This is a genomic window from Gilvimarinus algae (genome assembly GCF_030518215.1).
Lineage (GTDB): Bacteria > Pseudomonadota > Gammaproteobacteria > Pseudomonadales > Cellvibrionaceae > Gilvimarinus > Gilvimarinus algae.
Map to the genome: position 1 here is coordinate 68177 of NZ_JAULRT010000047.1, position 24655 is coordinate 92831.

Consider the following 24655-nt stretch of genomic DNA (forward strand, 5'->3'; position numbering starts at 1 on the left):
TAGGGCGCAGAGCAACTGCGCCCTAAGAATTAATGGTGATGATGGTGCCCATGTTGATGGGAGCCATCGCCATGCATGTGCAAGTCCCGGTGTAGAGTGCGGGTCATTTTTTCCGTAGTGATAAAGCCCCAATTCCACTTCTCGTGATAATCGGCGAGCGGGTTCGCCGCGACGATTTCCTCTTCTTTTTTTCCATCCATAATCATTTCCGCCACCCGCTGACGCGCGTCAATCAACATGTCCCGCGAGCGCTCCACATCGCTTTCCTTTGCCAGCGGACCATGGCCAGGAACGATCACGGTATTCTCATCGGCAAGCTCGAGTACTTTCTCCTGAGCATCAAGGTAACCCTGTACCGAGCCGCCACTGTCCAGGTCGATAAACGGGAACAAGCCATTAAACAGCACATCACCGGTGTGCAGGACATTGGCCTCGGGGAAGAAAATAATGGCATCGCCGTCGGTGTGTGCGCGGGCGACGTGCATGACTTTGGCGGGCTGACCGTTGAGATAAAAACTCAATTCGTCAGAAAAAGTGATCACTGGCAGGGCAGAAGCGGGCTTTTCAGTGTTTTCCGCCATGCGCTCGCGCAACTTGTCATGACCGATAATGCGAGTACCCGTCTCAGCAAAGCTGACATTGTTGCCGGTATGATCGTCGTGCAAGTGCGTATTGATCAAAAACTCAATGTCTGTGCCAGCCACTTCCTTGATCGCAGCGCGCAGCTTACCAAGCAGCGGTGGAATGGAATCGTCAATCATGACCGTGCCGTCTTCGCCGGTACTGAGCAGAATATTACCGCCGGCAAAACCGCCCTCACCGGTAATGACGTACAGCCCCTTCGCCAGCTCTTGCGAGCGGAAGCGAATATCGCTCTGCTGCTCGGCAAGGGCGAAAGCGCTGGCGCACAGCAATAAAAACACCCAAATCTGTTTCATGTATCCTCCGTCAAGATAACTTCACAGGCATTCGTGTTAAAGGCTCTACAACTGAACCGCAATCCGATGCGTTATACGTGCTTCGGGCGGCGACGGATGCAGTCGCCGCCGAGGCTTCTTAAAACTGCTTCTTGGCTTTAATCAGTATCTGGTATTCATCAATACCGTCGCGCTCGACCAAGGGCGTTGCAATATCCAAATGCACCACATTGCCGACCCGTACCTTACTGGAACTTAAGCGCAGCCCAATACCCACATCGGCAAGCATCGTGTTGTCCATGCCATCGGGACCGTCCCAGGCCTTACCCGCCTCGACGAAAGCCACCGCACCTACCCGTACCAGGTTGAACCAGTGCCAGTCAGAATAGTAACGCCGCTCCAAGGTGGCGAGAAAACGCTTCTTGCCACGCTGATAGGAGGTGGGGTAACCGCGCATGCCGACAATACCGCCAACGGTCAACTCTTCATGCTGCAACAGGTCCTGTCCGGCATCGTAACTGACACTGCCGTACCAGCGATTTTTGTAGTTTTGCATAAAATTGTAGGCGACCTTACTGGACCAGATCGCACTGTCGTTATCGGCGGAGTCGAGATGGTCGCGACCATCTACACCGAGATTCACGGTTAGAAGGTGATGGTCCTGCACGCTGAAAATATGCTGGTAACTGCCGATGTAGCGAATCACGTCACCGTGATAAGTCGGCTCTGCCTCACCGTAACCAAGGCGAAAACCAAAAGTGATGCCCAGGGGGACGTCTTCGGTACGCTGGATTTGGTTTAAGTTGCGATAGACCGCATAGCGATCTTCCAAATACTGATACTCAAGCCAGGGGTAGCTCGCCTTACGATTTTCCGGCCAGCCCAGCTCGGTGGTGTTTTCATTGGCCGAAAAAATGTCTTCTTCAATAGTGTAACCGGCCAGGAGTCTCTGGGTGGAGTTACGATCCACGTGCAGGGTATGCCCCACATACACCTGCTGGTCCACCGTTTCATGCCGGTATTCATTGACCTCTTCACCCTTGGAGCGAATGATCTCTGACTCGGTAACATCCTGATACAAAACGCCAGCGGCCCAGGGGGTATGGCGGGAGAAAAACGGCCTTTGCAACTCGAAAATCACATTCTCGCCGTCGGAATTGTCGGCATAGGCGATGCGCGTCGCCCACCGGCTGCTGAGGATATGATCGGTACTCAGAGAGTAACGAATACCTCGACGCTCCTCGTCCTGTTCATAGCCGATGGAAAAGCTGGTACCGGTACCGAGAATATTGTCGTCACTCAGGCCAATCCCGCTCGAGGAGTCCCCGCCGCTGTGGCTGAACGAGCCCTCAATTTCAAAAGACCAGCTGTCGCGGGTGACCACCACCAGGTCCACACTGCCCTCGCAAATGCGCTCGGGCACAATAAAAGCGCCCGTAAGGTAACCGCGCCGCCGCAAGAGCCGTTCGGTTTCGTGAATTTCATCGGGGTCTAAGGTGTCACCTTCGGCAAACAAGATCTGAGTGGCGATGACATACTCTTTGGTGTTGATGTGCAGCTTGTTGAGAAATCGGTAGAGGCTGTTGTTCTCATCCGGGTTGTTCTCGTCAAACACGCCGATGCGCATGTAGCGGATATTGTTGATCACCCGCCCTTCAAGCTGATCGATATCGGAAGTGTCGAGCTTATTGCTGCCCTTAAAACGGGCCATCGCCGAGCTCTGATAGTCCACCTGATAGCAGCCCTGCTCGTCGGCAAGCCCAAGCTGCGGGAGCAATACCATGGACAACGCCAGCCATACCCATCGCAACTTAACAGTTAACACCTTGATTCCCATGCAATTACGGCTTCGCCAAACGGCTACTGCAGTCTCCCGAGCGGTTACCGGGCAGAAGAAATATCTGCCAGTTTGGCTCAAGGGTATCACGGCAGCTGACGGGGGCCATAAAAAATTGTTAAAAGCCCAGAATCCACTGCCAAGTGGGTCACACTTCAGTGGTGATGGTGGTGATGAGAAGGGTCACTCGGCTCAGAGGGGGCGCTGCTCGACGGCGCCTCTGCGCCGTGGTCATGGTGAGCGTGGCCGCCCAGAGCGCCGGAGAATGTCCAGAGCGCAAAAACCACCAGCGCGAGAGCAGCACCGCTGCGCACAAGGCGGGACCTGGCAAGTGCGGCCATGCGTTCGGCGGCCGCCGCCGTGGCAATCACAGCCGGCAGGGTGCCTAGGCCAAAGGCCAGCATAAAAGTGCCGCCAGCGAGCGCGCCGGGTCGGGTAGCGGCATAGCTAAGAGCGGTGTACACCAAGCCGCAGGGCAGCCACCCCCAGATCAAACCCAAAAACAGCGCCTGCCAGGGACCGCGCACCGGTAGTAGCCGTTGTCCTAACGGCTGCAAGGCGCGCCAGAAAGAGCGGCCTAGCGCCTCTATCCGGGTCAAACCCCGCCACCAGTCCGCCAGATAGAACGCCATCGCCAGCAAGAGTAAGGCGGCAAGAATGCGCAGCGCCGGGCCCGCACCCGCCTGGGTGAACTGGAGGCCGAGCGCGCCCACCAGTACACCGATCAGGGTGTAAGTGAGAATACGCCCGAGGTTATAGCAGCCGATAATGGCGGCTTTGCGCCCTGTCGCCTGCGGCGCGACGGCCATGGTCAAAGCGCCCATAATACCGCCACACATACCCACACAGTGGGCGCTGCTGAAAAAGCCCAGGGCGAGGGCCGTCAGGAGGCTGGCGCTATCGATCATCGGAATCGGCGCGCCGGCTCTCTGGATCGGACTTTTTTTCGGCGCCTACCGGCTCATCGTCGTCAAACAAAATACGGTGAGCCTCAGTGTCGAGGTTGTCGTACTGCCCTGAGTGAATAGCCCACATGAGCACGCGTACAGCGATGACCACAAAAATCAGCGCGATGGGAATAAGAAAAAAGAGACTGTCCACAACAACCAATTGCTCTGTTAACGAGAAAGACGCAGGGCGTTGAGCACGACCACCAGAGAGCTGCTGGTCATGCCCAGCGCCGCTGCCCATGGGGGCACCAGCCCCGCGGCCGCCAGTGGCAGAGCCAGCAGGTTGTACAGCAGCGACAGCGCGAGATTCTGGCGGATTACTGTCGCCGTTCGCCCGGCGGTTTGCAGCGCCCTGTCAAGCGGCTCTAGGCTATCGGTAAGCAGAAGCGCGTCAGCGTGGGTACGCGCCAGCTCCGAAGACCGGGCCATGGCGATGGACACGTCTGCCGCGGAGAGCACGGGCACGTCGTTAATGCCATCGCCGACCATAATGATTCTATCACCCCCGCGCTGGCGCTGGGCCAGATGCGTCAATTTGTCGTCCGGTGACGCCTGGGCCCGATACTGGTCAATATTGAGCTCGCGTGCGAGTCTGGCGACATTCTCCCGGCCGTCACCGCTGAGAAGCTCAACCGCAAGGCCCCGGGCCTGTAAGCGCTCCACCACAGATCGCGCCTCTGGTCTGATCGGATCGTCGAGGCCGATATACGCTAAAGGCCCGGTTTCATCGCCGAGCAGCAGCCAGAGGTGTTCGGCATCCGGTACAGCCCCGCCGCCACCGACAAACGCCGGGCGACCGATCCGGTAGGCAATACCCTCAACCACACCAGTGACCCCGCTGCCCGTTGTCTGCTTAAGCTCGCCCGCCCGGGCCAGCCCGCGCCAGGGCGCAAACGCATGGGCGATTGGGTGCGAGGTGCCCTCCTCCAGTGCGGCGGCGATGCCGAGCAGATCGTCTTGCCCATAACCTTCGCGCAAGACGCGCACCTGCGCCACCGACAGGCGGCCGCTGGTGAGTGTGCCTGTTTTATCGAAAATCACCCGGTTGGCGTGATTGAGTGCCTCCAGCACATGGCCGCGCGTCAACAACAGACCGCGACGGCGCAAGGCCTCGGTAGCGGCCGTCAAGGCCGTAGGCATGGCCAGCGCCAGGGCACAGGGGCAGGTCACCACCAGAACCGATAGTGCCACCCACAGTGCCCGCTCGGGCGCCAGGGCATACCAGAGCGCGAAGACCACAGAGCACACGATCAGCACGGCAGCGACGAAGTAGCGGGCGACGCGATCCGCCAGGGCAACCTGCTGCGGCTTTTCCGAGCCCGCCCGCTCGATCAGACGTTCGATGGCCGACAGGCGAGTCTCACTGCCCACAGCCGTCACTTCCACCTCCACCGGGCTATCGACATTTTCCGAGCCGGCAATGACCACTGCGCCCGGGGCTTTTTCCACCGGGCGGGACTCGCCAGTGAGCAGGGCCTCATTGACGCTAGTACTGCCTGCGAGCACCCGGCCGTCCGCGGCAAAGCTCTGACCCGCATCCACTCTGATGCGATCACCGGGGACCAGCAAACGCACAGGTACCTGCTGCCAAGCCTGCTCGTGCCAGCGCGTGGCCACCGGCGGAATCAGTTGCGCCACATTGGCCCTGCCGATGCGACTTTTCGCGCGTGAGCGCATCTCGAGGTAGCGCCCCACCAGCAGGAAAAACACAAACATGGCAATGGACTCAAAGTAGACTTCGCCCGTACCGCTCAGGGTCGCCCAGGCGCTGGCACCATAGCCGATGCCAATGGCCAGAGACACAGGCACGTCCATCACCAGTGCCCCCCCGCGCAGGCTGCGCCAGGCCGCGCGAAAGAAAGGCCAGGCACTGAACAGCACCACTGGGGTGGAAAGCAGCAGGCTGAGCCAGCGCAAAAGGTTTTGCCACTCATCCGCCGCACCCGTGTAGAGCCCGACAGCCACCATACCGGCCTGCATCATGCCAAAGCCGGCCACACCCAAGCGCGTCAAGGCCAGGCGGTTTTCCCGAGCCTCAAATTTCTCGCGCTCCTCGTCGGTCGCGGGCACCGGTCGGTAGCCAATGGCGGCAAGCTCCGCCATCAAGCGCGCCGGCGAGGTCAATGCGGGGTCGTAAACAAGCTGCGCGCGGTGGCTCGTGACATTGACCTGCACCGAGATCAGCCCCGCCACCCTGGCCATGTGCTTTTCGACCAGCCAGCTACAGGCGGCACAACTGATGCCCTGCAGCAGCAGATTTGCCTGGTGGCGGCTCTCGGCCAGAGGTACCACAAAACTTTCCTGCAGCTCGGGCAGGTCGTAGACCGCAAAGCCGGTTGCCAGGCTCTCTTGGGAAGGGCGCTCACTGAGCTGGCTGCGGTACTGGTAGAAGCGGCTGAGGCCGCCTTCGACGATGGCCCCTGCCACCGCCTGGCAGCCGGGGCAGCACATCAGCCGGCGCACTCCGTCAATTTCTAGTGGATAAACATCACCCCGCGGTAGCGGCAGACCGCAGTGGTAACAATCGTCTTGCGGAGTGTTCGGTTCACTCATTAATGCTGGACTGCGCGGCAGGCGTGGGGGCGAAGCGCCAGTGTGCGGCGCGGTCAAAATCGATCTCGCCGCGCAGGCGCCAGGGTGAGTCGCGCCGGGCAGACTCGTCGGTCCCCGGCACCAAAGTGGCATACCACATATGCTCGCGCGCTACAGTGTCGGTACGGTAGCGGTTGTCGCTTACCGGCTGCAAAATCAACTGCGCGTCCTGCTTTTCATCGAAGGGGTGATCCAGCCAGAGCGACAGCTCGGCGGGTGCGGGAATCATGGGGGAGTGCAGCACCACTTCCATTACCTGCGCGTCCGCCAGCCAGTGCAAATCGGCCGACAACTGCCAATTGGCCGCGCGGGTGTCCTGCTCCAGGCTCTGGTTGATCATGCGCCCTTCCTTGTAGTAGTTGTCCACGACCCTATCGTCGGCGTGCTTGACCGCCACGGCGACAAAGCTGAGTGAGACAATGACCACGACGATCAAAGGCGTGAGGACAAACCAGGCCCAGGGCTCGCGGTACCAGACGCTGGACTCGCTCTGTTTGATCGCTTGAGACACCATCAGTACTCCCGTTGTTGCGGCCCGATAAAGGACGATTCATGCTCGGCGGTGAGCTTCGCGTCGTCTTTCGCCGTCAGGGTAAAGGTGACGGACGTCTTTACCTCTGTCAATTCATCGCGGGCAACCGCCACGCGCACCGGTAGGGTAAACACTTCACCGGAATCCACCGTCATCGGCCGATAACCCTGCAGGCGGAAATCAAAGTCGCCGCTCACTACGAGGTCGTACTCGTGCGCCCTGCCGTCCATGTTATTGATCTTGATGGTGTAGACATTCTGCACGTCCTTGCCGCTGATGCGGTACATGCGCACGCCGCGATCGCGCAGCACTTCCATCCCGAGCGGGGTGCGGGTCGCAATGTTGTAGACAAAGACACTCACCATCACCAGCAACACCACCAGGTAGCCCACAAATCGTGGGCGCAGCACGTGGGTCTTGCCGTGTTTGATATTGTCCTCGGTGGTAAAACGGATCAACCCGCGTGGGTAGTGCATTTTGTCCATTACGGTATTGCAGGCATCCACACACAGGCCACAATCGATACACTCGGATTGAAGTCCGTCGCGAATATCAATGTCCACCGGGCAGACCTGAACGCACCAGGAGCAATCGATGCAATCGCCCAGCCCCTGGGCCTTGTAGTCTTCATCCGCCTTGCGCGGACCACGCTTTTCGCCACGCACGTAATCGTAAAACACCGTAAGTGTGTCGCGATCGTACATCACCGACTGAAAACGCGCGTAGGGGCACATGTACTTACACACTTGCTGGCGCATAAAGCCGGCGTTGATAAAGGTTGCCGCGGTAAAAAACAGCACCCAAAAAGCCGCCGCCGGGTGTACTTCAAAGGTAACCAAGCCGGTGATCAGCTCGCGCACAGGGACAAAATAGCCGACAAAGGTCAAGGCGGTGATCAAGGCGATGACCAGCCAGAACGCGTAGGTGGCTCCCTTTTTCATCAGTTTTTCTGGCCCCCAGGGGGATGCATCGAGCTTGATCCGCCGGTTTCGGTCGCCCTGGCACAGGTACTCCACCCAGATGTACATTTGGGTCCAGACCGTTTGCGGACAGGTAAAGCCGCACCAGACCCGTCCCACCAGTACGGTCACCGTAAAGAGTAAAAAGGCGCTGATAATCAGCAGCCACGCCAGGTACATACCATCGTGGGGCCAGAAGGTGGTCCAGAGAATATGAAACTTGCGCTCGGGCAAGTCAAAGAGCATAGCCGGGCGACCGTCGATCACCAGCCACGGCATCAGGATAAAGCCAGCGATCAGCGGCAGACCGGTATAGCGTCTGAGTTTTTGATAAAACCCGGTGATACGCCGGGTGTAAACCTTGTCATCCGCCTCGTAGAGGTTGATATAGCGAACGCCCTGCTCAGGGTTATCAGAAGACGGTTTTTGGCTCACACAGACACCTCGAAAACGTGGACAGTGTCTTGCGCCGGGGTACCCCGGCGCAGAGGAAGGTTACTGCTGCTCGTCCAGCGGCAGGGACAAACTGTAGACGTAGGCCGCCAACAGGTGGATACGGCTTTCCTTGAGAAGCTCTTTCTGGGCGGGCATGACACCGTTGCGCCCGTCACGCAGGGTCTGGCGAATGTCTTGCGGCTGGCCGCCGTAGAGCCAGATATCGTCGGTCAGGTTAGGCGCACCCAATGCATGGTTACCGCTGCCATCTGCGCCATGGCAGACAACGCAGTTGCGCTGAAAGTGCTCTGCGCCGGCGCTGGCCAACTCGCTGTCGTGCTCACGCCCGGACAGACTGAGCACATACTCAGTGGTCTCGGCAATGCCCTCTTCCCCGAGAATAGCGGCCCAGGGCGGCATAATGCCTTTGCGACCGTTGATCAGCGTCTGCTTGATGGTTTCGGGCTCGCCACCCCAGAGCCAGTCGTTATCCGTGAGATTGGGAAACCCGTAGTTACCGCCACCGTCGGCGCCATGACACACGGCGCAGTTGTTGGCAAACAGGCGCAGTCCCATTTTCATGGCATCCCGGTCGCGCGCGAGCTCGGCAATGGGCATGGCGTTGTATTTGCCAAACTGCTCCGAGTAGAGCGCATCGGCTTTCATCTGCTGCTTTTCCAGCTGGTTTTCCTGGGTCCAACCGGCCAGGCCTTCAAAGGCGCCAAGCCCCGGGTAGATAATCAGGTAGGCGCCGGCAAAGATAAAGGTGGCAATAAACATTTTGAACCACCAGCGCGGCAGAGGGTTGTCATACTCCTCAATGCCGTCGTAGACGTGACCTGTCGTGCGGTTCTCCGGCGTTTCGTCGTCGCGCACCGCCACCTTGCGATTGGCCAGCAAGACCCACAACACCAACACCAGGTTGATCAGGGTCAGGCCGATAATCCAAAGGCTCCAAAAAGTACTCATAATCAGTTCCGCCTTGCTACATCATCGGTCGATGGAGTGTTCTTTTCTGTTTCTTGTTTTGTGTCGCTGTCGGGCTCGTCGGCAAAGGGCAAGTTAGCAGCGTCATCGAAGCGCTTCTTGCGCTTGGGTGAGAACGCCCACCAGCAGACGCCGGCAAAAGCGATCGCAACCAGAACTGTGCTAATCGCGCCGAGCGTACCCTTATCCACTAGCGCTTCTCCTTGAGCAGGGTACCCAGCTGCTGCAAGTAGGCCACGAGCGCGTCCATTTCGGTAACACCTTTCACCTTGTCGCCAGCGCCTTCGATGTCTTCATCGGTGTAAGGTACGCCAACTTTGCGCAGACCGCGCATCTTCGCTTCGGTGTGTTTGCCATCGAGGGTGTTGTCGTACAGCCAAGGGAAGGCCGGCATATTCGACTCGGGTACCACAATGCGTGGATTGAACAAGTGCACCTTGTGCCAGTCATCCGAATAGCGGCCACCGACGCGCGCCAGATCCGGCCCGGTGCGCTTGGAGCCCCACAGGAAAGGGTGTTCGTACACCGATTCGCCAGCCACTGAGTAGTGGCCATAGCGCTCCACCTCGGCACGCAGCGGGCGCACCATCTGCGTATGACAGACGTGGCAGCCCTCGCGAATGTAAATGTCGCGGCCTTCGAGCTCAAGAGGACCGAGAGGCTTAAGCCCGGCAACAGGCTCGGTGGTCTCTTTCAGGAAAAACTGCGGAACAATCTCCACCAGGCCACCAAAGCTGATGGCGACAATCACCAACACGGTCATCAGACCAATATTTTTTTCTACGATATCGTGATTTTTCACCGATGCCCCCTTTAAACCGCTTGTGGCTCAGCGCCGGTTTGAGTTTTCTCTTCGCTCGGCGCCTGCGCTGTGCGGTAGGCGTTGTAAGCCATCAGCAACATGCCACTGAAGAAGAATGCCCCGCCGATAAACCGGACCAGGTAACCGGGGTAGCTGGCCTGAACTGCCTCGACAAAGCTGTAAGTCAAGGTGCCGTCGTCGTTAAAGGCTCGCCACATCAGGCCCTGCATAATGCCGTTGACCCACATGGAGGCGATGTAAAGCACCGTACCGATGGTCGCCAACCAGAAGTGCACGTTGATCAGCCTGACGCTGTACATCTCTTTGCGTCCGAACAGAATCGGCAGCAGGTGATACACGGCACCGATGGAAATCATCGCCACCCAGCCGAGCGCGCCCGAGTGAACGTGGCCGATGGTCCAGTCGGTATTGTGCGACAGCGCGTTGACAGTCTTGATGGACATCATGGGCCCTTCAAAGGTAGACATGCCGTAGAAAGACAGGGAGACCACCAGAAAGCGCAGGGTCGGATCAGTGCGCAGCTTATGCCAGGCGCCCGAAAGCGTCATAATGCCGTTGATCATGCCGCCCCAGGACGGCGCCAGCAGGATCAGCGACATCACCATACCCAGGCTCTGCGCCCAGTCGGGAAGCGCAGAATAATGCAGGTGGTGCGCACCGGCCCAGATATAAATGGAAATCAGCGCCCAGAAGTGAACGATAGAGAGCTGGTAGGAGTAGACCGGGCGATCGGCCTGTTTGGGCACAAAGTAGTACATCATGCCCAAAAAGCCCGCCGTGAGGAAAAAGCCCACCGCATTGTGCCCGTACCACCACTGCACCATGGCATCGGCCGCGCCGGCGTAAGCCGAGTAGGATTTCATCCAGCTCACGGGTATAGCGGCGCTGTTGACAATGTGCAGCACGGCCACCGTCAGGATAAAGCCGCCATAGAACCAGTTGGCCACGTAGATGTGCGCGGTTTTACGTTTGACGATGGTGCCAAAAAAGACAATGGCGTAAGACACCCAAACCACGGCGATCAGGATATCGATGGGCCACTCAAGCTCGGCGTATTCTTTACTGGTGGTGTACCCCAGTGGCAGGGTAATGGCGGCGAGTACAATCACCAGCTGCCAGCCCCAGAAAGTAAACGGCACCAGCCAGCCGCCAAACAGCTTGGCCTGACAGGTGCGCTGTACCACATAGTAGGAGGTCCCGAACAGGGCACAGCCGCCAAAGGCGAAAATCACTGCATTGGTGTGCAGTGGGCGCAGCCGGCCGAAATGAGTATACGGCTGGAAAATATCATTCAGCTGGGGCCAGTAAAGCTGGGCGGCGATCAATACACCGACTCCCATGCCGACTATACCCCAGACAATAGTCATGATTGCGAACTGGCGAACGACTTTGTAGTCGTACACCGGGTGGTCGCCCGCCGCAACTAGGTTACTACTCATAGGACCTTCCCTATTTCTTGGCAAAACACAATTTGTAAGGAATATTGTTATTAGAAGTGGCGCGCGAAGCACGCATCAGCCATTTGGGCGCCATTGTGCGGCACCCAGGCTGACAAAGATTTGATTTTCATCAACTATAGTACAAACGCCAGCGCCGTAAACACAGCGAGGAAATCTGGCAAACACCGACCGGCACAGGGCCAACCAGCCTTAAATCAGCGTGCGCCCTTTACCTGCGGCAATGCGCATCCGCAGAGCATTGAGCTTAATAAAGCCCTCGGCATCTTTCTGGTCATAAGCGCCGGCATCGTCTTCAAACGTTGCTACTTTTTCGTCAAACAGGCTGTCCGCTGACCGGCGGCCTACCACATGCACGCCGCCTTTGTAGAGCTTAACGCGCACTTCACCGTTCACCGGCTCCTGAGACTCGTCGATGGCCGTTTGCAGCATTTTGCGCTCCGGACTCCACCAGTAGCCGTTGTAGATCAGCTCGGCGTATTTGGGCATGAGGCTGTCTTTTAGGTGAGCGACTTCGCGGTCCAGTGTGATGGATTCAATGGCCCGGTGCGCCTTCATGATAATGGTACCCCCGGGTGTCTCGTAGCAGCCGCGGGACTTCATACCCACGTAGCGGTTTTCCACGATGTCCAGCCGACCGATACCGTTGGCACCGCCGAGCTTGTTGAGTTTTTCCAGCACGCTGGCCGGGCTCAAAGATTCGCCATCAATGGCGACGATATCGCCCTTCTCAAAGGTCAGATCCACATAGGTGGGCTGATCGGGGGCGGTCTCGGGAGAGACACTCCAGCGCCACATGTCTTCTTCAGCCTCGGTCCAGGGATCTTCCAGTACACCACCCTCGTAGGAGATGTGCAGCAGGTTGGCGTCCATGGAATAGGGCGACTTTTTCTTCTTGGAGGAGAAGTCCACCGGAATATTGTGCTGCTCGCAGTAGGCCATGAGCGTTTCACGGGAGGTAAGATCCCACTCGCGCCAGGGCGCTATCACCTGAATGCCGGGCTTGAGCGCATAGGCGCCCAGCTCAAAGCGCACCTGGTCGTTGCCTTTGCCAGTGGCGCCGTGAGAAATGGCATCGGCCCCGGTTTCATTGGCAATTTCAATCAGGCGCTTGGCAATCAGCGGACGGGCGATGGAGGTACCCAGCAGGTACTCACCTTCGTAGATGGTATTGGCACGGAACATGGGGAAAACGAAATCGCGGACAAACTCTTCGCGCAGATCGTCGATATAGATTTCTTTGACCCCCAGGGCCTTGGCCTTGGCGCGGGCGGGTTCAACTTCCTCACCCTGGCCAATGTCGGCAGTGAACGTCACCACTTCGCAGTTGTAGGTTTCCTGCAGCCACTTGACGATCACCGAGGTGTCGAGACCGCCGGAATAGGCCAGCACAACTTTGTTGATGGACGACATACTCTGCTCCTGAATTGGTTAGTCTTTCACCGATTGTAAACGCCCGATTAAGCGCGGCGAAATTGTACCCGCAAACGCGCACAATTCCCACCGCAAGGTCACCGAATTACACAGATATACAGTTCAAAGTGGCAAAGGGTAACAGTACTGTGGATAACTCTTGCGCAGGCGGCACATTGGCCGCCCGGCAGGCCTTGGGGAGCGGCCTTAGGCCACCTCTAGAGCCTGAACGTGGACACCTTGTCGTTGAGTGCCTCGGAGTACTCCTCCAAGGTCTTGGCCCGCGACTGCCCCTGCTGCGCCTCTTCCAGAGAACGCTCAGCCACCTCGGAGATGGTTTTCATGTTTTGCATCACCTCCTGTACCACATGGGACTGCTCTTCGGCGGCGGTCGCAATCTGTGTGGCCATAGCACTGATGGAGCCCACCGCCTCGTTAATGGTGGTCAACGATTTGGAGGCGTGATCGGCGTTTTCGACGCTGCCGGCGGCCAGCCCCCGGCTGTCATTCATGATGGCAACAGCACTCTGAGCGGTGTTGTGCAGCGCACTGATCATGCTCTGGATTTCCTCGGTGCTGGCGTGGGTTCGCTGGGAGAGAACGCGCACCTCGTCGGCCACCACGGCAAAACCCCGGCCCTGCTCACCGGCCCGGGCGGCCTCAATGGCGGCGTTCAGCGCCAGTAGGTTGGTCTGCTCAGCGATGCCCTGAATGGTGGCGAGAATGCCGTTAATCTCCTGTGCCCGTTCATTCAGCGAGCCGATGACCTCGCCGGCATGCTCAAGCTTGTCGGCCAGAGAGTTAATGGAATCGGTGGTGGTGTCCACTTGCTGCTTGCCCTGGCCGGCGCTGGCCACCGCCTCCTGCACGGCGTTGGCAGTATTTTCCGCGTGACGGGCAATTTCACCGGTGGCGTTAGTCATCTCGCTCATGGCGTGGCTCACCATGCCAATCTGCTCCTGCTGGTGGGTCATTTCCCGCACCGAACCGGTGGCTCGCTCCGCCGTGGCCCGCGCGTTGGCGTCCAGCTCGGCTGCCTGCATGCGGATATGCTCCACCAAGTCATGCATGTGCTCGGAGAACTGGTTAAAGCTGACCGCGAGAGAGCCCACCTCATCGTTCGAGGTTACCGGCAAGCGGCTGGTCAGGTCACCACCGCCCGAGGCAATTTCCGACAGAGCATCCGAGACTCGGTGAAGCGGCCGAAACAGGCGTCCGATCAACCAGTTGAGCGCCAGGATACTGATCACCACCAGCGCCAGGATAACCAGCATCTGTTGGCCCAAACTCGACAGTACCGGTGCGACCAGAGCATCGCGATTGAGGAGCATCACCAGCAACAAGTCGGAGTCCGGCACTGAAGTGGCAAACACCTGAGTACGCTGACCATTGACATCAATCAAGTGCAGGCTCTCGCTGGTGCCGAGCAGGGATTCGAGGTATGGGGCTGTCAGCTCGGGGGAAATGCTGGTGGTCTGGGCGTTGAGCAGGGACTGGTCAGCGTGGGTAAACACCGTGCCCTTGCGTTTGGCGATAAACAAGCTGCCCTGCCCCGGCAGCTCTATGGAACGCAGCTGCTCGACAATGGCGTCCAGCACCACGTCGGCGCCAATCACGCCGAGCATCTGGCCACCGGGACCACGCACCACACGCCCTAGCGACACCACATTTTTACCCGTGGCAGAGGCGACAGTGGGATCTTCGATCACCGTCTTGCGAGGCGTTTCCTTGGCGTGCATATACCAGTGCCAGACACGGGGATCGTTATTGTCCTCCGGCAGCACCAGCTGATTGGCGTTAATTAGCCCACCGTCCTCAAAACCAAGGAACACATTATCGACTTCTGCAGCCACTTTCACCTGGTTGAGATGGGTAATAAAATCGGCGGGGTCGGCACTGCCGGGAAAGCTCTCCAGCGCCCTGGCTTTGCTGGTGAACCAGTCGCCCACGTATTTGGAAAAAGTGCCGGAAATTCCCTTTACCTGGCTGCGGATGTTGTTTTCCATCTGCCCCATGGCGGCCGTATAGGCCAACCAGGCCACCACGCAACCAACCACAATCAACGCCACCGCGGCCGATGCACTGATCTTTTTTCTGAGGGAAAGGCGTAGACTCATGAGATCTCCCAATAGCTCGATATCGTTATTATTCGGCCACCAGCTGAGTGCCAAGGCCGTCGCTCTATATACTATATAGCGTAGTTTGGCAGATTCTCTTTAGTCTTTTTTGGCATCGGAGGCCTTTTAGTTGCCCTCCCCGCCGCCCGACCGAGCCTCGGCCAGCAGCTTCTCTGACCAACCGGCCAACTGCGCGAGCAGCTCCCGCTGGGCCTCGCTAAGCGACTCCTGCTGCGCCAAACGCGCTATTTCCTCGTCAAACTGACTTTTTATCAGGGAGGCACCGGCCTCGGGCTGAGTCAGACGCTGCAGACAAAAGACTCGCCAGCGCTCGAGTTCGCTCTGATTAAGGGTCTCGGGGAAATTGCGCGCCCGGTAACGCCAGAGCAACTCGGCCAGGCGCGGGTCGTGAAAGTCAAAGTTGCCTTCGGCCAGTGCCGCCGGGCTCGACTGACGCACTCGGCGCATCAACGCCTTATCGTGATCGTCAAAAAAGCCGTCGTAGAGCATGGTTTCCGGGTCGGTGCGCGGCGCAAACGCCGATAACTGGTAGAGCTTGGCAAGCTTCGCCCGCAGAGCGGTCGCCTCCACCAGCGTCATGGCGCTAAAACGTCGCCAGTGCTGCTCACATAGCGCGCGGTCGAGCCCCAGGCGCTGCTCGGTCTGCTCGTCCAGCATGGCCACTGGCAGCACCATGGGCGATTTGTTCAAGTGAATCTCTTTTAGCGCCAGACGCTCTACGCCCTCGGGCAAATCTGCCTTAGGAGTAAACAGCCGCCCGGCCAGCTCCTCGGCGGGCAAAGAGAACAGCTCTATGGGATCAATCGCGAGGTTGTAGGCAATTACACTGTTTTTGTTCTGCGGGTGATAAGCCAGGGGCACCACCAGCGCCGCATTGCCCTGCTGCGACGCAAACATAGAAGAGATATGCAGCACGGGCTTGAAGGCGTCAATATCGATCAAATCGGCAACAAAGCGCTTGTTGCGAAGCTTGAAGGCGTAGTCGAACAGGCGCGGTTGGCGGCGGCGAACCAGTTGAGCCAGGGCGATGGTGGCATAGACATCGGATAGGGCATCGTGCGCTGAGCCGTGCTCCAGCTGATTGGCGGCGCTGAGCGCCTCTAGCTTGAAACAGGGGCTGCCGTCTTCGTAGTTGGGCCACTCGATCCCCTCCGGCCTGAGTGCGCGGGTCATCCGCACTACATCGATCAAGTCCCAGCGGGAGTTGCCGTTTTTCCACTCGCGTTCGTAGGGATCGTAAAAATTGCGGTAGAGTCCGTAACGGGTAACTTCATCGTCAAAACGGATCGAGTTATAACCCACCGCGCAAGTGCCCGCTGTCGCCAGCTCGGTATGGATTTGCGCCATAAAATCGGCCTCACAGAGGCCTTGGCGCTGCGCGTGCTGAGGGGTCAACGAGGTCACTAAACACGCCTGGGGCTTGGGCAGAAGGTCCGGCGGCGGCTTACAGTAAATCATCAGAGGCTCGCCGATGATGTTCAGATCGGCATCGGTGCGCACACCGGCAAACTGTGAGGGTCTGTCCAGCGCCGGGACTTCTCCCCAGGTTTCGTAATCATGCCAGTAGAACGTGTGCATTCCTGTATTGGCCAAAATGACCCTCCATCAGTGTCTCAGGCAGGGCTACTGTACCATTTACCCGTTTATTTGAAATATACTTGTGCTTGCCAAACAGCAGGAGGAGTTCATGTCCGATCTAGATTATCTATTCAAACAAAATGCCGAGTGGGCTGAGAAGATCAAAGCCGAGGACCCGGAGTTTTTTGCCAAGCTGTCTCAGCAGCAGACCCCGGAATTTCTATGGATCGGCTGCTCCGACAGCCGTGTGCCTGCCAACCAGATTGTCGGCCTAATGCCCGGCGACATTTTTGTGCACCGCAATGTTGCCAATCTCGTGGTACACACCGACCTGAATTGCCTGTCGGTTATGCAGTTTGCAGTCGAAGTGCTCAAGGTCAAGCACATTATGGTCACCGGCCACTATGGTTGCGGCGGCGTCAAAGCGGCCATGCAAAATCAGCAGGTGGGCATCGTCGACTACTGGATTCGCAATATTCGCGACGTGTATTTCAATCATCAGCAAGAGCTGGAAAACATAGCAGATGAAGAGCAGCGCCTGGAGCGGCTGTGTGAATTCAACGTAATGCAGCAAGTCGCCAACGTCTCGCACACCAATATCGTGCAAAACGCCTGGCAGCGTGGGCAAGATTTAACCATTCACGGCTGGTGCTACAGCATTAAGGACGGCATTATTCGCCAACTGATGGAGCCGATAGATAGCCTTGACGAGGTAAGCAGTCGTTATCGACTGAGTTGAAAAAGCTCCGCTTTTGCGGAGCTTGATAGACATCAGAGAAACTCGCAGGCTTGCCGATAGAGAATTAAATCGTCTTCATTGGCATCCAGCAGTTTCTGGTAGACGGTATCACCCACCTCCTGCCTGATGTCTTCCAATCGCTCCGCCAGCGTTTTTTCACCGTCGCGTGAGACATTCTCCTTAACCGCCTCGAGCTGAAAATCCGCAAACCCTTCGGCGTGCAGCCAGCGCTCCAGCCGCACCAAAGACGCATCGAAGCGATCGACCACTCCGACAAAAGGCAGCTCAGCGAGTGCTTTCTCTGCACGCACCATTTCTGAGCCTACTTTAGGCGCATACATCATGGCGAGACGCTCTGTATGAAAATTACGGCACAACCGATCTCGGGGAATTGCAAGGCGGCTCTCAATGTAACCGGAGAAATTTGTGTTTCTGGCAAGAACCGCCCCAAAGTTATCCGTCCCCTGTTTACGCTCAAAGGCGTAGATAGAGGCGAGGCGATCGATGGGATGACGAATGAAAATAATGGGCAGAACTCTTACGCCAGACATTTTCGGCGGTGGAAAGCAGGCAGTATGTGAAGAAAAAACCTGCGCACTGGGCTCCTCTTTGAGCCATTCAGAGACTTTTTTCCGGTTCGCTTCCGGCGGCCCCGGAAACTCCCGGGTCACCCATTGATTTTCTGAAACATTCTTCTTCAATTGCGAATCTAGAGACGTACCCGCATTTTTAAAAAGGTGATAGTGAAAAATTATCTTGCGCATTCTTTTCCTGCTTAGTAAAAGGTGGATGCAGCCTAAGCTGTGTCCACTGCTGCACAGTGGTAAAGCGGGTGAAGATACCAGAACTCTACGATTTGAAAAGCGCAAAGGCTCTGGTTTTGGACGATATATGTGTAAAATTGTAACCGCTAACCACCGAGTCCATCGGTCTTTGCCGCCATAATAAAATCATTGCGGTGCAAACCCTTTATTTTGTGCGTCCACCAATCCACCGTCACCTTACCCCACTCGGTAACCAGTGCCGGGTGGTGTTGATAGGATTCAGCCAGCTCGCCCACTTTCTGGGTAAAAGACAGCGCCTCGGCAAAGTTTTTAAACGTGTACTGCCTAGTCAAAATCGCCACCCCGTCGTGATCTTTAACCTGCCAGCCGGGCACCTGTTGCAGATACGTTTGTATCTCTTGCTCAGACAAACGCGGTGCATCCGCGTTGCAAGCTTCACACTGTTGCTTTTGAAGTTCTGACATGCTCATTCCTCCTCAAGCGTTGCCGGGCGGCAAAATGCCGCCCGGATAAGTTAATTTACTAACACCACACCCTCTTCAATTTTGCTGCGCCAGAGTTGTGGTCCGGTTTGATGAACGGATTCACCTTTGCTGTCGACGGCAACGGTCACCGGCATTTCCTTGACATCAAATTCGTAGATCGCCTCCATACCCAGTTCAGGAAAACCCAACACCTTTGCCGATTTGATCGCTTGCGCTACCAAATAGGCGGCGCCGCCCACAGCCATCAGGTAGACAGACTCATTGTCGCGAATCGCCTCAATGGCGGTCGGGCCGCGCTCAGCCTTACCGATCATACCCAACAGACCCGTTTGCTCCAGCATAGTTCGGGTAAATTTGTCCATGCGCGTCGCTGTGGTAGGTCCAGCGGGGCCGACCACTTCATCGCGCACCGGGTCCACCGGGCCAACGTAGTAGATAAACCGGCCGGTCAGGTCCACGGGCAGGGATTCACCTTTCGCCAGCATATCCACCATTTTCTTGTGCGCGGCATCGCGGCCGGTGAGCATCTTGCCCGACAGCAGCAAGGTATCCCCCGGCTGCCATTGTTTGACCTCTTCCGCGGTAACCGTATTGAGATCCACCCGCCGCACCGAATCGGACACCTCCCAGGTAATCTCCGGCCAGTCGTCCAACGATGGCGGTGTTTGCAGTGCAGGTCCCGCCCCCTTCAGAGTAAAGTGCGCGTGGCGGGTAGCGGCGCAGTTGGGGATAATGGCCACAGCTTTGTTGGCGGCGTGGGTGGGGTAATCTTTGACCTTGACATCCAGCACAGTGGTCAGGCCGCCGAGCCCCTGAGCGCCAATCCCCAAGCGGTTAACCTTGTCATAGAGTTCCAGGCGCAGTTCTTCAGCGCGATTGTCGGCGCCTTTGGCCTGCAACTCCTGTATGTCGACAGGGTCCAGCAGGGCCTCTTTCGCCAGCAACATGGCTTTTTCAGCGGTACCGCCTATACCGATCCCCAACATGCCTGGCGGACACCAGCCTGCGCCCATCTTCGGCACCATGTCCAACACCCAGTCAACCACTGAGTCGGAGGGGTTGAGCATGGCAAATTTGGTTTTGGCTTCGCTACCACCACCCTTGGCGGCCACATGCACCTCGACGGTATTGCCCGGCACGATATTGTAGTGAATCACCGCCGGTGTATTGTCCCCGGTGTTTTTGCGGGCGCCATCGGGATCGGCCAGAATCGACGCACGCAGCACGTTATCCGGGTGATTGTAGGCCCGGCGCACGCCCTCATTGACCATGTCGGTGACACCCATGCGCGCATCCCACTGAACCTCCATGCCCACCTCGACAAACACGGTCACAATGCCTGTATCCTGACAGATTGGCCGGTGGCCCATGGCGCACATCCGGGAATTAATCAGAATCTGTGCCATGGCGTCTTTTGCCGCCGGATTGGCCTCGCGCTCGTAGGCTTGATGCACAGCCTGAATAAAATCGACGGGATGATAATAGGAAATGAACTGGAGAGCGTCGGCGACGCTCTCGATGAAATCGGCTTCTTTGATCACGGTGGTCATAGCAAAATCTCAGGGGTTTCGGATTTTGCGCGTGATTTTACACCATGGGAGAGGCGATTGCCCGCTGCGACCTCAAGGGCTGCTCGCCGAAGTGCCGAGCTGCTGTCTCAGCTGCAAAATATCCCTGTTGAGGTTGCGTCTGTAGGCATCGATAGCCGCTATGGCCTCTTCGTTGGTTTTGACGCGGCTGGCCAAATCGCGCAGTCCGGGCATTTGTTGAGTCAGGCGCTGCACATCGAGACTCAGGCTTTGCAGCTGGTCAGCGCTTGAGCGCAGTGTTTCAACCGCTTTCGTGGCCGAGCTGAGCTGCGTGCTCAACGCCTGCAGGCGCCCCTCCAGCTCGCGCTTAATGCTGGCAGCACTGGCGCGCGCCGAGGCGGCGTCTTTCTCAACAGCGCCCACCTGCTTTTTCAGCGCGGCGAGCGCATCTTCATTGGCAGTAATTTTCTTGCGGTTGGTGTCGTGCGACACCCCCCAGAGCTTACGGATTTCGGAGTCAGCCCACTCAAGCTTATCGCGAATTTCATCCACGGTTTCGCTGGACTGGTCGGAGTTGAGATCGAGACGCGCCTCCAAATCGGTAATACGGTTTTGCGCGGCAACCAGCGCTTTATTGGACTCTGTCAGCTGCCAGGCGAGATAACCCCCACCGCCGAGGCCGGCAAACGCCAGCAAAAGTGCAAGACCTGCAACCCAGCCAGAGCCACCGCCTGAAGGTGGCGGCTCGGGGGCGGAAGGGCTTGAGCGGGACCTGCCCGCTCCAGCCGATTGAGGGTCTTGACGCGGATGGTCGTCGTCCCGCTCAGGGACAATACCGGACAATGTGGGTTCTTTACGTTCCATAAACTACCTGTGCAACATCGTATGACTGGGTGTGGTTATAACAGGTATGACCGGAAAAAAGAAGGGAAGTGCGCCGCTCACGCGGGCCTGTTCAAAAACAAAAATGCCGGGCTAGGCCCGGCATTTTCGCAATTTCTGAGCATCAATCAAGCAAAGTTCTGATTGACGAAATCCCAGTTCACTAACGCCCAGAAAGCGTCCATGTACTTCGGACGGGCATTGCGGTAGTCGATGTAGTAGGCGTGCTCCCAAACATCCACGGTCAGAATTGGGGTCACCGACTCATCGGTCAGAGGCGTTTCGGCATTGCTGGTGTTTACGATGGCGACAGAGCCGTCGGCTTTTTTCACAAGCCAGGTCCAGCCAGAGCCAAAGTTGCCGATGGCAGAGTTGGTGAACTCCTCTTTGAACTTGTCAAAAGAGCCAAACGCACTGTCGATAGCTGCCGCCACAGCGCCCGTTGCTTCACCACCACCGTTGGGGCTCAAGCAATGCCAGTAGAAAGTGTGGTTCCACACCTGCGCGGCATTGTTGAACACACCACCTTTGGAGCTCTTGATGATCTCCTCCAGCGTTTTGCCTTCAAACTCAGTGCCCGGCACCATGCCGTTGAGCTTGTCGACGTAGGTCTTGTGGTGTTTGCCGTAGTGATACTCCAGGGTCTCTTCGGAAATGTGCGGCGCGAGAGCGTCTTTTGCGTAGGGCAGTTCCGGTAATTCAAAAGCCATAAAGTTCTCCTTAAAACACGGTGAAATTGATACACCGACCAAAGCCGGCTTTGTGCGGATATTGTCATCAGCAGGACTGCCCGCCGATACTTTTAATGAGGTGAGCGCCAAAGTATAGCGCCTAAATGCGAAGAAGGCACCTGCCAAGCAGGTGCCTTCTTAGGCTCGCTGGGCTTACATCATGCCGCCCATGCCACCCATACCGCCCATACCGCCCATATCGGGAGCAGAGCCGCCTTTCTCGTCAGGCTTATCCGCTACCATGGCTTCGGTGGTGATCATCAGGCCAGCCACAGAGCCGGCGGCCTGCAGCGCGGTGCGGGTCACTTTCGCCGGATCGAGAATACCCATCTCCAGCATGTCACCGTACTCACCGGTGGCCGCGTTAAAGCCAAAATTACCATCGCCTTTACGCACGGCTTCAGCCACAACAGAGGCCTCTTCACCAGCGTTGGTGACGATTTGACGCAGCGGCGATTCCATCGCGCGGCGTGCAATAGCGATACCGGCGTTTTGCTCTTCGTTGTCACCGGTCAGATCGGCAATCGCTGCTACGGCGCGCAGCAGAGCAGTACCACCGCCGGGCACAACGCCCTCTTCCACCGCCGCACGAGTTGCGTGCAATGCGTCTTCAACACGGGCTTTCTTCTCTTTCATTTCGATCTCGGTGGCAGCACCCACCTTGATCACGGCAACACCGCCGGCCAGCTTCGCCACACGCTCTTGCAGTTTTTCGCGATCGTAATCAGAAGAAGTGTCTTCGATTTGTGTGCGAATTTGCGCTACGCGGGATTCAATTTCCTTAGCGTCGCCAGCACCATCGACAATGGTGGTGTTCTCTTTGCTCATGGTAACGCGCTTGGCGGTACCCAGATGCTCAAGAGTCACACTTTCAAGATCCAGACCCACTTCTTCGCTGATGACGGTACCGCCGGTCAGCACGGCAATATCCTGCAGCATGGCTTTACGGCGATCGCCGAAGCCCGGCGCCTTACAAGCCGATACCTTAACGATACCGCGCATGTTGTTGACCACCAGAGTTGCCAGCGCTTCGCCCTCGACGTCTTCGGCCACAATGACCAGCGGCTTGCCAGATTTGGCAACGGCTTCCAGAGTCGGCAGCAGCTCGCGGATGTTGGAGATTTTCTTGTCCACCAACAAGATGTAGGGATCGTCCTGCTCAACCATCATGTTGTCTTGGTTGGTGATGAAGTAAGGCGACAGGTAACCGCGGTCAAACTGCATACCTTCCACCACATCCAGCTCATTTTCCAGGCTGGTGCCTTCTTCCACGGTAATCACGCCTTCTTTACCGACTTTGCCCATAGCCTCGGCAATGATGTCACCAATGTGTGAATCACTGTTGGCCGAAATAGTACCCACCTGGGCAATGGCTTTCGGGGTGTCACAGGGCTGAGCGATGGAGCGAATGTGCGCCACAGCAGCGGCTACCGCCTTGTCGATACCGCGCTTGAGATCCATCGGGTTCATACCGGCAGCGACAGATTTCAAACCTTCGTTGACGATTGACTGAGCCAGAACCGTCGCAGTGGTGGTACCGTCACCGGCGTCGTCAGAGGCTTTAGAGGCAACCTCTTTCACCATTTGCGCACCCATGTTCTCAAACTTGTCTTCCAGGGTAATTTCCTTGGCCACGGAAACACCGTCTTTGGTCACGGTCGGCGCGCCGAACGATTTTTCCAGAACCACATTGCGGCCCTTGGGTCCCAAAGTGGCTTTGACCGCATCGGCCAGGATGTTCACGCCTTTTGCCATACGCTGACGGGCGCTGTCACCAAATTTCACTTCTTTTGCAGACATAATTCAATTCCTTCCAATAATTCGTTCAATGACAAATGAGGGGCAGAGGCAATTAGGACAACACAGCTTTAATGTCACCTTCGCTCAAGATCACCAGCTCTTCACCGTTGACCTCGATGGTGTCACTGCCGGCGTACTTGCCAAACACCACAACATCACCCACCTTCACATCGACGGGGCGTACATCACCATTATCGAGAACGCGGCCGTTGCCCACAGCAACCACCTCACCCTGATTGGGCTTTTCCTTGGCGGAGCCCGGCAGAACGATGCCACCGGCGGTTTTTTCCTCTTCTTCCTTGCGGCGAACCACAACGCGATCGTGTAACGGACGAATATTCATGGACTGTTATCTCCAACTAGCAGGTTAATTGCTCAGTATTGTTAACTCCCCGGAGTCCCGGGACTTTGCCCCGGACCAATCAGCCCAGGGCAAAAATTCTCATTTGGCGACGCCGCCTCGGGTGCGGGCCGCCAACCTGCTCAGGAAGTGGGGATCATCCAGGGCATTTCAATAGCCCCGGGCGGAAAAAATGCAAAAAAACTTGCTCTTGGGAGGAAGATCTTGGAGATGACTATTTTTTAGACAGGCGATCCCGGTCTTTAGCGGCGTCAGCCCGCTCGTACTCGCCCTCAAAGGTATGGCCATCACTGCCACCATAGGGACCTGTGCGTCCACCGGCCACCCCCTGCACGGTGATGCGATCGCGCACCAGATTAAACAGCGCTTTGCGACAGGCAGGCACCAACAAGGCAAACCCCACCGCATCGGTGAAAAAGCCCGGGGTCAGGAGCAAAGCACCGGCAATGGCCAGCATCAGCCCTTCCACCATTTCCCGCGCAGGCATTTCCCCGGCTGCCATTCGCGAGCGGGCACGAAGCAGAGTCGCCACCCCCTGCCAGCGCAACAAGAGCACGCCAAGCGCCGCGGTAAACACCACCAGCGCCACGGTGGCCAGTACGCCGATTTCATCCCCCACCTGAATAAACAAGGCAATCTCAATCAGGGGAACGACAATAAAAAGAAGCAGGATAAACGGCATAGTTTGGGGCCTGTGTCTGGCTGGATTACGACCGCGAAGCGGT

23 protein-coding genes are annotated in these 24655 nt (G+C 57.4%); 1 reads left to right on the plus strand and 22 read right to left on the minus strand.

Annotation, left to right across the window (positions count from 1 at the left end):
• Nucleotides 1-29 precede the first annotated feature (29 nt).
• The 14 genes from QWI16_RS06655 to sbcB form a co-directional block, all read right to left on the minus strand.
• Nucleotides 30-938: an MBL fold metallo-hydrolase gene (locus QWI16_RS06655; protein ID WP_302712008.1), complete on the minus strand. Its 909-nt coding sequence runs from the start codon at nt 936-938 to the stop codon at nt 30-32.
• A 118-nt stretch (nt 939-1056) separates the two neighbouring features.
• Nucleotides 1057-2742 (minus strand): BamA/TamA family outer membrane protein, encoded by a 1686-nt coding sequence (locus tag QWI16_RS06660; protein WP_302712009.1) that lies wholly within the window; start codon nt 2740-2742, stop codon nt 1057-1059.
• 167 nt (nt 2743-2909) lie between these two features.
• The gene (locus QWI16_RS06665) at nt 2910-3662 is read right to left on the minus strand and encodes a sulfite exporter TauE/SafE family protein (RefSeq protein WP_302712010.1); all 753 of its coding nucleotides are present in this window, start codon (nt 3660-3662) and stop codon (nt 2910-2912) included.
• Entirely contained in the window at nt 3652-3855 is a 204-nt protein-coding gene (gene ccoS, locus QWI16_RS06670) for a cbb3-type cytochrome oxidase assembly protein CcoS (RefSeq protein ID WP_302712011.1), read from the minus strand. Before ccoS ends, QWI16_RS06665 begins: the two co-directional genes overlap by 11 nt.
• Before the next feature lie 17 nt (nt 3856-3872).
• Nucleotides 3873-6257, minus strand: coding sequence for a heavy metal translocating P-type ATPase (locus QWI16_RS06675; protein WP_302712012.1), 2385 nt, complete (start codon nt 6255-6257; stop codon nt 3873-3875).
• On the minus strand, nt 6250-6810 hold the full coding sequence (locus QWI16_RS06680; protein ID WP_302712013.1) for a FixH family protein: 561 nt from the start codon (nt 6808-6810) through the stop codon (nt 6250-6252). The genes QWI16_RS06675 and QWI16_RS06680 overlap by 8 nt, the downstream gene beginning before the upstream one ends.
• Complete coding sequence (gene ccoG, locus QWI16_RS06685) at nt 6810-8222, minus strand: cytochrome c oxidase accessory protein CcoG (protein ID WP_302712014.1); 1413 nt, start codon at nt 8220-8222, stop codon at nt 6810-6812. Before ccoG ends, QWI16_RS06680 begins: the two co-directional genes overlap by 1 nt.
• 60 nt (nt 8223-8282) lie before the next feature.
• Nucleotides 8283-9191 (minus strand): cytochrome-c oxidase, cbb3-type subunit III, encoded by a 909-nt coding sequence (gene ccoP / locus QWI16_RS06690; protein WP_302712015.1) that lies wholly within the window; start codon nt 9189-9191, stop codon nt 8283-8285.
• 2 nt (nt 9192-9193) lie between these two features.
• Nucleotides 9194-9400, minus strand: coding sequence for a cbb3-type cytochrome oxidase subunit 3 (locus QWI16_RS06695; protein WP_302712016.1), 207 nt, complete (start codon nt 9398-9400; stop codon nt 9194-9196).
• Nucleotides 9400-10011, minus strand: coding sequence for a cytochrome-c oxidase, cbb3-type subunit II (gene ccoO / locus QWI16_RS06700; protein ID WP_302712017.1), 612 nt, complete (start codon nt 10009-10011; stop codon nt 9400-9402). The genes QWI16_RS06695 and ccoO overlap by 1 nt, the downstream gene beginning before the upstream one ends.
• 11 nt (nt 10012-10022) lie before the next feature.
• On the minus strand, nt 10023-11471 hold the full coding sequence (gene ccoN, locus QWI16_RS06705) for a cytochrome-c oxidase, cbb3-type subunit I (protein ID WP_302712018.1): 1449 nt from the start codon (nt 11469-11471) through the stop codon (nt 10023-10025).
• Nucleotides 11472-11681: 210 nt separating this feature from the next.
• Complete coding sequence (locus tag QWI16_RS06710) at nt 11682-12902, minus strand: argininosuccinate synthase (protein WP_302712019.1); 1221 nt, start codon at nt 12900-12902, stop codon at nt 11682-11684.
• Between the two features lie 218 nt (nt 12903-13120).
• On the minus strand, nt 13121-15019 hold the full coding sequence (locus QWI16_RS06715) for a methyl-accepting chemotaxis protein (RefSeq protein ID WP_302712020.1): 1899 nt from the start codon (nt 15017-15019) through the stop codon (nt 13121-13123).
• A 126-nt stretch (nt 15020-15145) separates the two neighbouring features.
• On the minus strand, nt 15146-16618 hold the full coding sequence (gene sbcB, locus QWI16_RS06720) for an exodeoxyribonuclease I (RefSeq protein ID WP_302712162.1): 1473 nt from the start codon (nt 16616-16618) through the stop codon (nt 15146-15148).
• Nucleotides 16619-16727: 109 nt separating this feature from the next.
• Between sbcB and can the strand changes: the two genes are divergently transcribed.
• Nucleotides 16728-17357, plus strand: coding sequence for a carbonate dehydratase (can, locus tag QWI16_RS06725; protein ID WP_302712021.1), 630 nt, complete (start codon nt 16728-16730; stop codon nt 17355-17357).
• A gap of 32 nt (nt 17358-17389) precedes the next feature.
• Here the strand turns inward: can and QWI16_RS06730 are convergent, their stop codons facing one another.
• The 8 genes from QWI16_RS06730 to QWI16_RS06765 form a co-directional block, all read right to left on the minus strand.
• Nucleotides 17390-18121 carry a sulfotransferase family 2 domain-containing protein gene (locus tag QWI16_RS06730; RefSeq protein WP_302712022.1) on the minus strand — a complete coding sequence of 244 codons (732 nt, stop codon included), beginning with the start codon at nt 18119-18121 and terminating at the stop codon, nt 17390-17392.
• Nucleotides 18122-18267: 146 nt separating this feature from the next.
• A complete protein-coding gene (locus QWI16_RS06735; protein ID WP_302712023.1) occupies nt 18268-18606 on the minus strand; it encodes a 4a-hydroxytetrahydrobiopterin dehydratase in 339 nt (112 codons plus the stop codon).
• 50 nt (nt 18607-18656) lie between these two features.
• Complete coding sequence (locus QWI16_RS06740) at nt 18657-20177, minus strand: fumarate hydratase (protein ID WP_302712024.1); 1521 nt, start codon at nt 20175-20177, stop codon at nt 18657-18659.
• Nucleotides 20178-20249: 72 nt separating this feature from the next.
• Nucleotides 20250-21020 (minus strand): hypothetical protein, encoded by a 771-nt coding sequence (locus tag QWI16_RS06745; protein ID WP_302712025.1) that lies wholly within the window; start codon nt 21018-21020, stop codon nt 20250-20252.
• Between the two features lie 146 nt (nt 21021-21166).
• Nucleotides 21167-21748 carry a superoxide dismutase [Fe] gene (sodB, locus tag QWI16_RS06750; protein WP_302712026.1) on the minus strand — a complete coding sequence of 194 codons (582 nt, stop codon included), beginning with the start codon at nt 21746-21748 and terminating at the stop codon, nt 21167-21169.
• Between the two features lie 174 nt (nt 21749-21922).
• Nucleotides 21923-23569: a chaperonin GroEL gene (gene groL, locus QWI16_RS06755; RefSeq protein WP_302712027.1), complete on the minus strand. Its 1647-nt coding sequence runs from the start codon at nt 23567-23569 to the stop codon at nt 21923-21925.
• A 52-nt stretch (nt 23570-23621) separates the two neighbouring features.
• A complete protein-coding gene (groES, locus tag QWI16_RS06760) occupies nt 23622-23912 on the minus strand; it encodes a co-chaperone GroES (protein ID WP_302712028.1) in 291 nt (96 codons plus the stop codon).
• Nucleotides 23913-24144: 232 nt separating this feature from the next.
• The gene (locus QWI16_RS06765) at nt 24145-24612 is read right to left on the minus strand and encodes an FxsA family protein (RefSeq protein ID WP_302712029.1); all 468 of its coding nucleotides are present in this window, start codon (nt 24610-24612) and stop codon (nt 24145-24147) included.
• Nucleotides 24613-24655 lie beyond the last annotated feature (43 nt).

What these genes read in the sequence shown, in the direction of transcription:
- QWI16_RS06740 (WP_302712024.1), bottom strand. Translation starts at nt 20,177, where the DNA reads ATGACCACCGTGATCAAAGAAGCCGATTTCATCGAGAGCGTCGCCGAC.
- QWI16_RS06675 (WP_302712012.1), bottom strand. Translation starts at nt 6,257, where the DNA reads ATGAGTGAACCGAACACTCCGCAAGACGATTGTTACCACTGCGGTCTG.
- ccoN (WP_302712018.1), bottom strand. Translation starts at nt 11,471, where the DNA reads ATGAGTAGTAACCTAGTTGCGGCGGGCGACCACCCGGTGTACGACTAC.
- sbcB (WP_302712162.1), bottom strand. Translation starts at nt 16,618, where the DNA reads ATGCACACGTTCTACTGGCATGATTACGAAACCTGGGGAGAAGTCCCG.
- QWI16_RS06710 (WP_302712019.1), bottom strand. Translation starts at nt 12,902, where the DNA reads ATGTCGTCCATCAACAAAGTTGTGCTGGCCTATTCCGGCGGTCTCGAC.
- groL (WP_302712027.1), bottom strand. Translation starts at nt 23,569, where the DNA reads ATGTCTGCAAAAGAAGTGAAATTTGGTGACAGCGCCCGTCAGCGTATG.
- QWI16_RS06730 (WP_302712022.1), bottom strand. Translation starts at nt 18,121, where the DNA reads ATGCGCAAGATAATTTTTCACTATCACCTTTTTAAAAATGCGGGTACG.
- groES (WP_302712028.1), bottom strand. Translation starts at nt 23,912, where the DNA reads ATGAATATTCGTCCGTTACACGATCGCGTTGTGGTTCGCCGCAAGGAA.
- QWI16_RS06765 (WP_302712029.1), bottom strand. Translation starts at nt 24,612, where the DNA reads ATGCCGTTTATCCTGCTTCTTTTTATTGTCGTTCCCCTGATTGAGATT.
- QWI16_RS06745 (WP_302712025.1), bottom strand. Translation starts at nt 21,020, where the DNA reads ATGGAACGTAAAGAACCCACATTGTCCGGTATTGTCCCTGAGCGGGAC.
- ccoP (WP_302712015.1), bottom strand. Translation starts at nt 9,191, where the DNA reads ATGAGTACTTTTTGGAGCCTTTGGATTATCGGCCTGACCCTGATCAAC.
- sodB (WP_302712026.1), bottom strand. Translation starts at nt 21,748, where the DNA reads ATGGCTTTTGAATTACCGGAACTGCCCTACGCAAAAGACGCTCTCGCG.
- QWI16_RS06715 (WP_302712020.1), bottom strand. Translation starts at nt 15,019, where the DNA reads ATGAGTCTACGCCTTTCCCTCAGAAAAAAGATCAGTGCATCGGCCGCG.
- QWI16_RS06665 (WP_302712010.1), bottom strand. Translation starts at nt 3,662, where the DNA reads ATGATCGATAGCGCCAGCCTCCTGACGGCCCTCGCCCTGGGCTTTTTC.
- QWI16_RS06680 (WP_302712013.1), bottom strand. Translation starts at nt 6,810, where the DNA reads ATGGTGTCTCAAGCGATCAAACAGAGCGAGTCCAGCGTCTGGTACCGC.
- QWI16_RS06735 (WP_302712023.1), bottom strand. Translation starts at nt 18,606, where the DNA reads ATGTCAGAACTTCAAAAGCAACAGTGTGAAGCTTGCAACGCGGATGCA.
- QWI16_RS06655 (WP_302712008.1), bottom strand. Translation starts at nt 938, where the DNA reads ATGAAACAGATTTGGGTGTTTTTATTGCTGTGCGCCAGCGCTTTCGCC.
- can (WP_302712021.1), top strand. Translation starts at nt 16,728, where the DNA reads ATGTCCGATCTAGATTATCTATTCAAACAAAATGCCGAGTGGGCTGAG.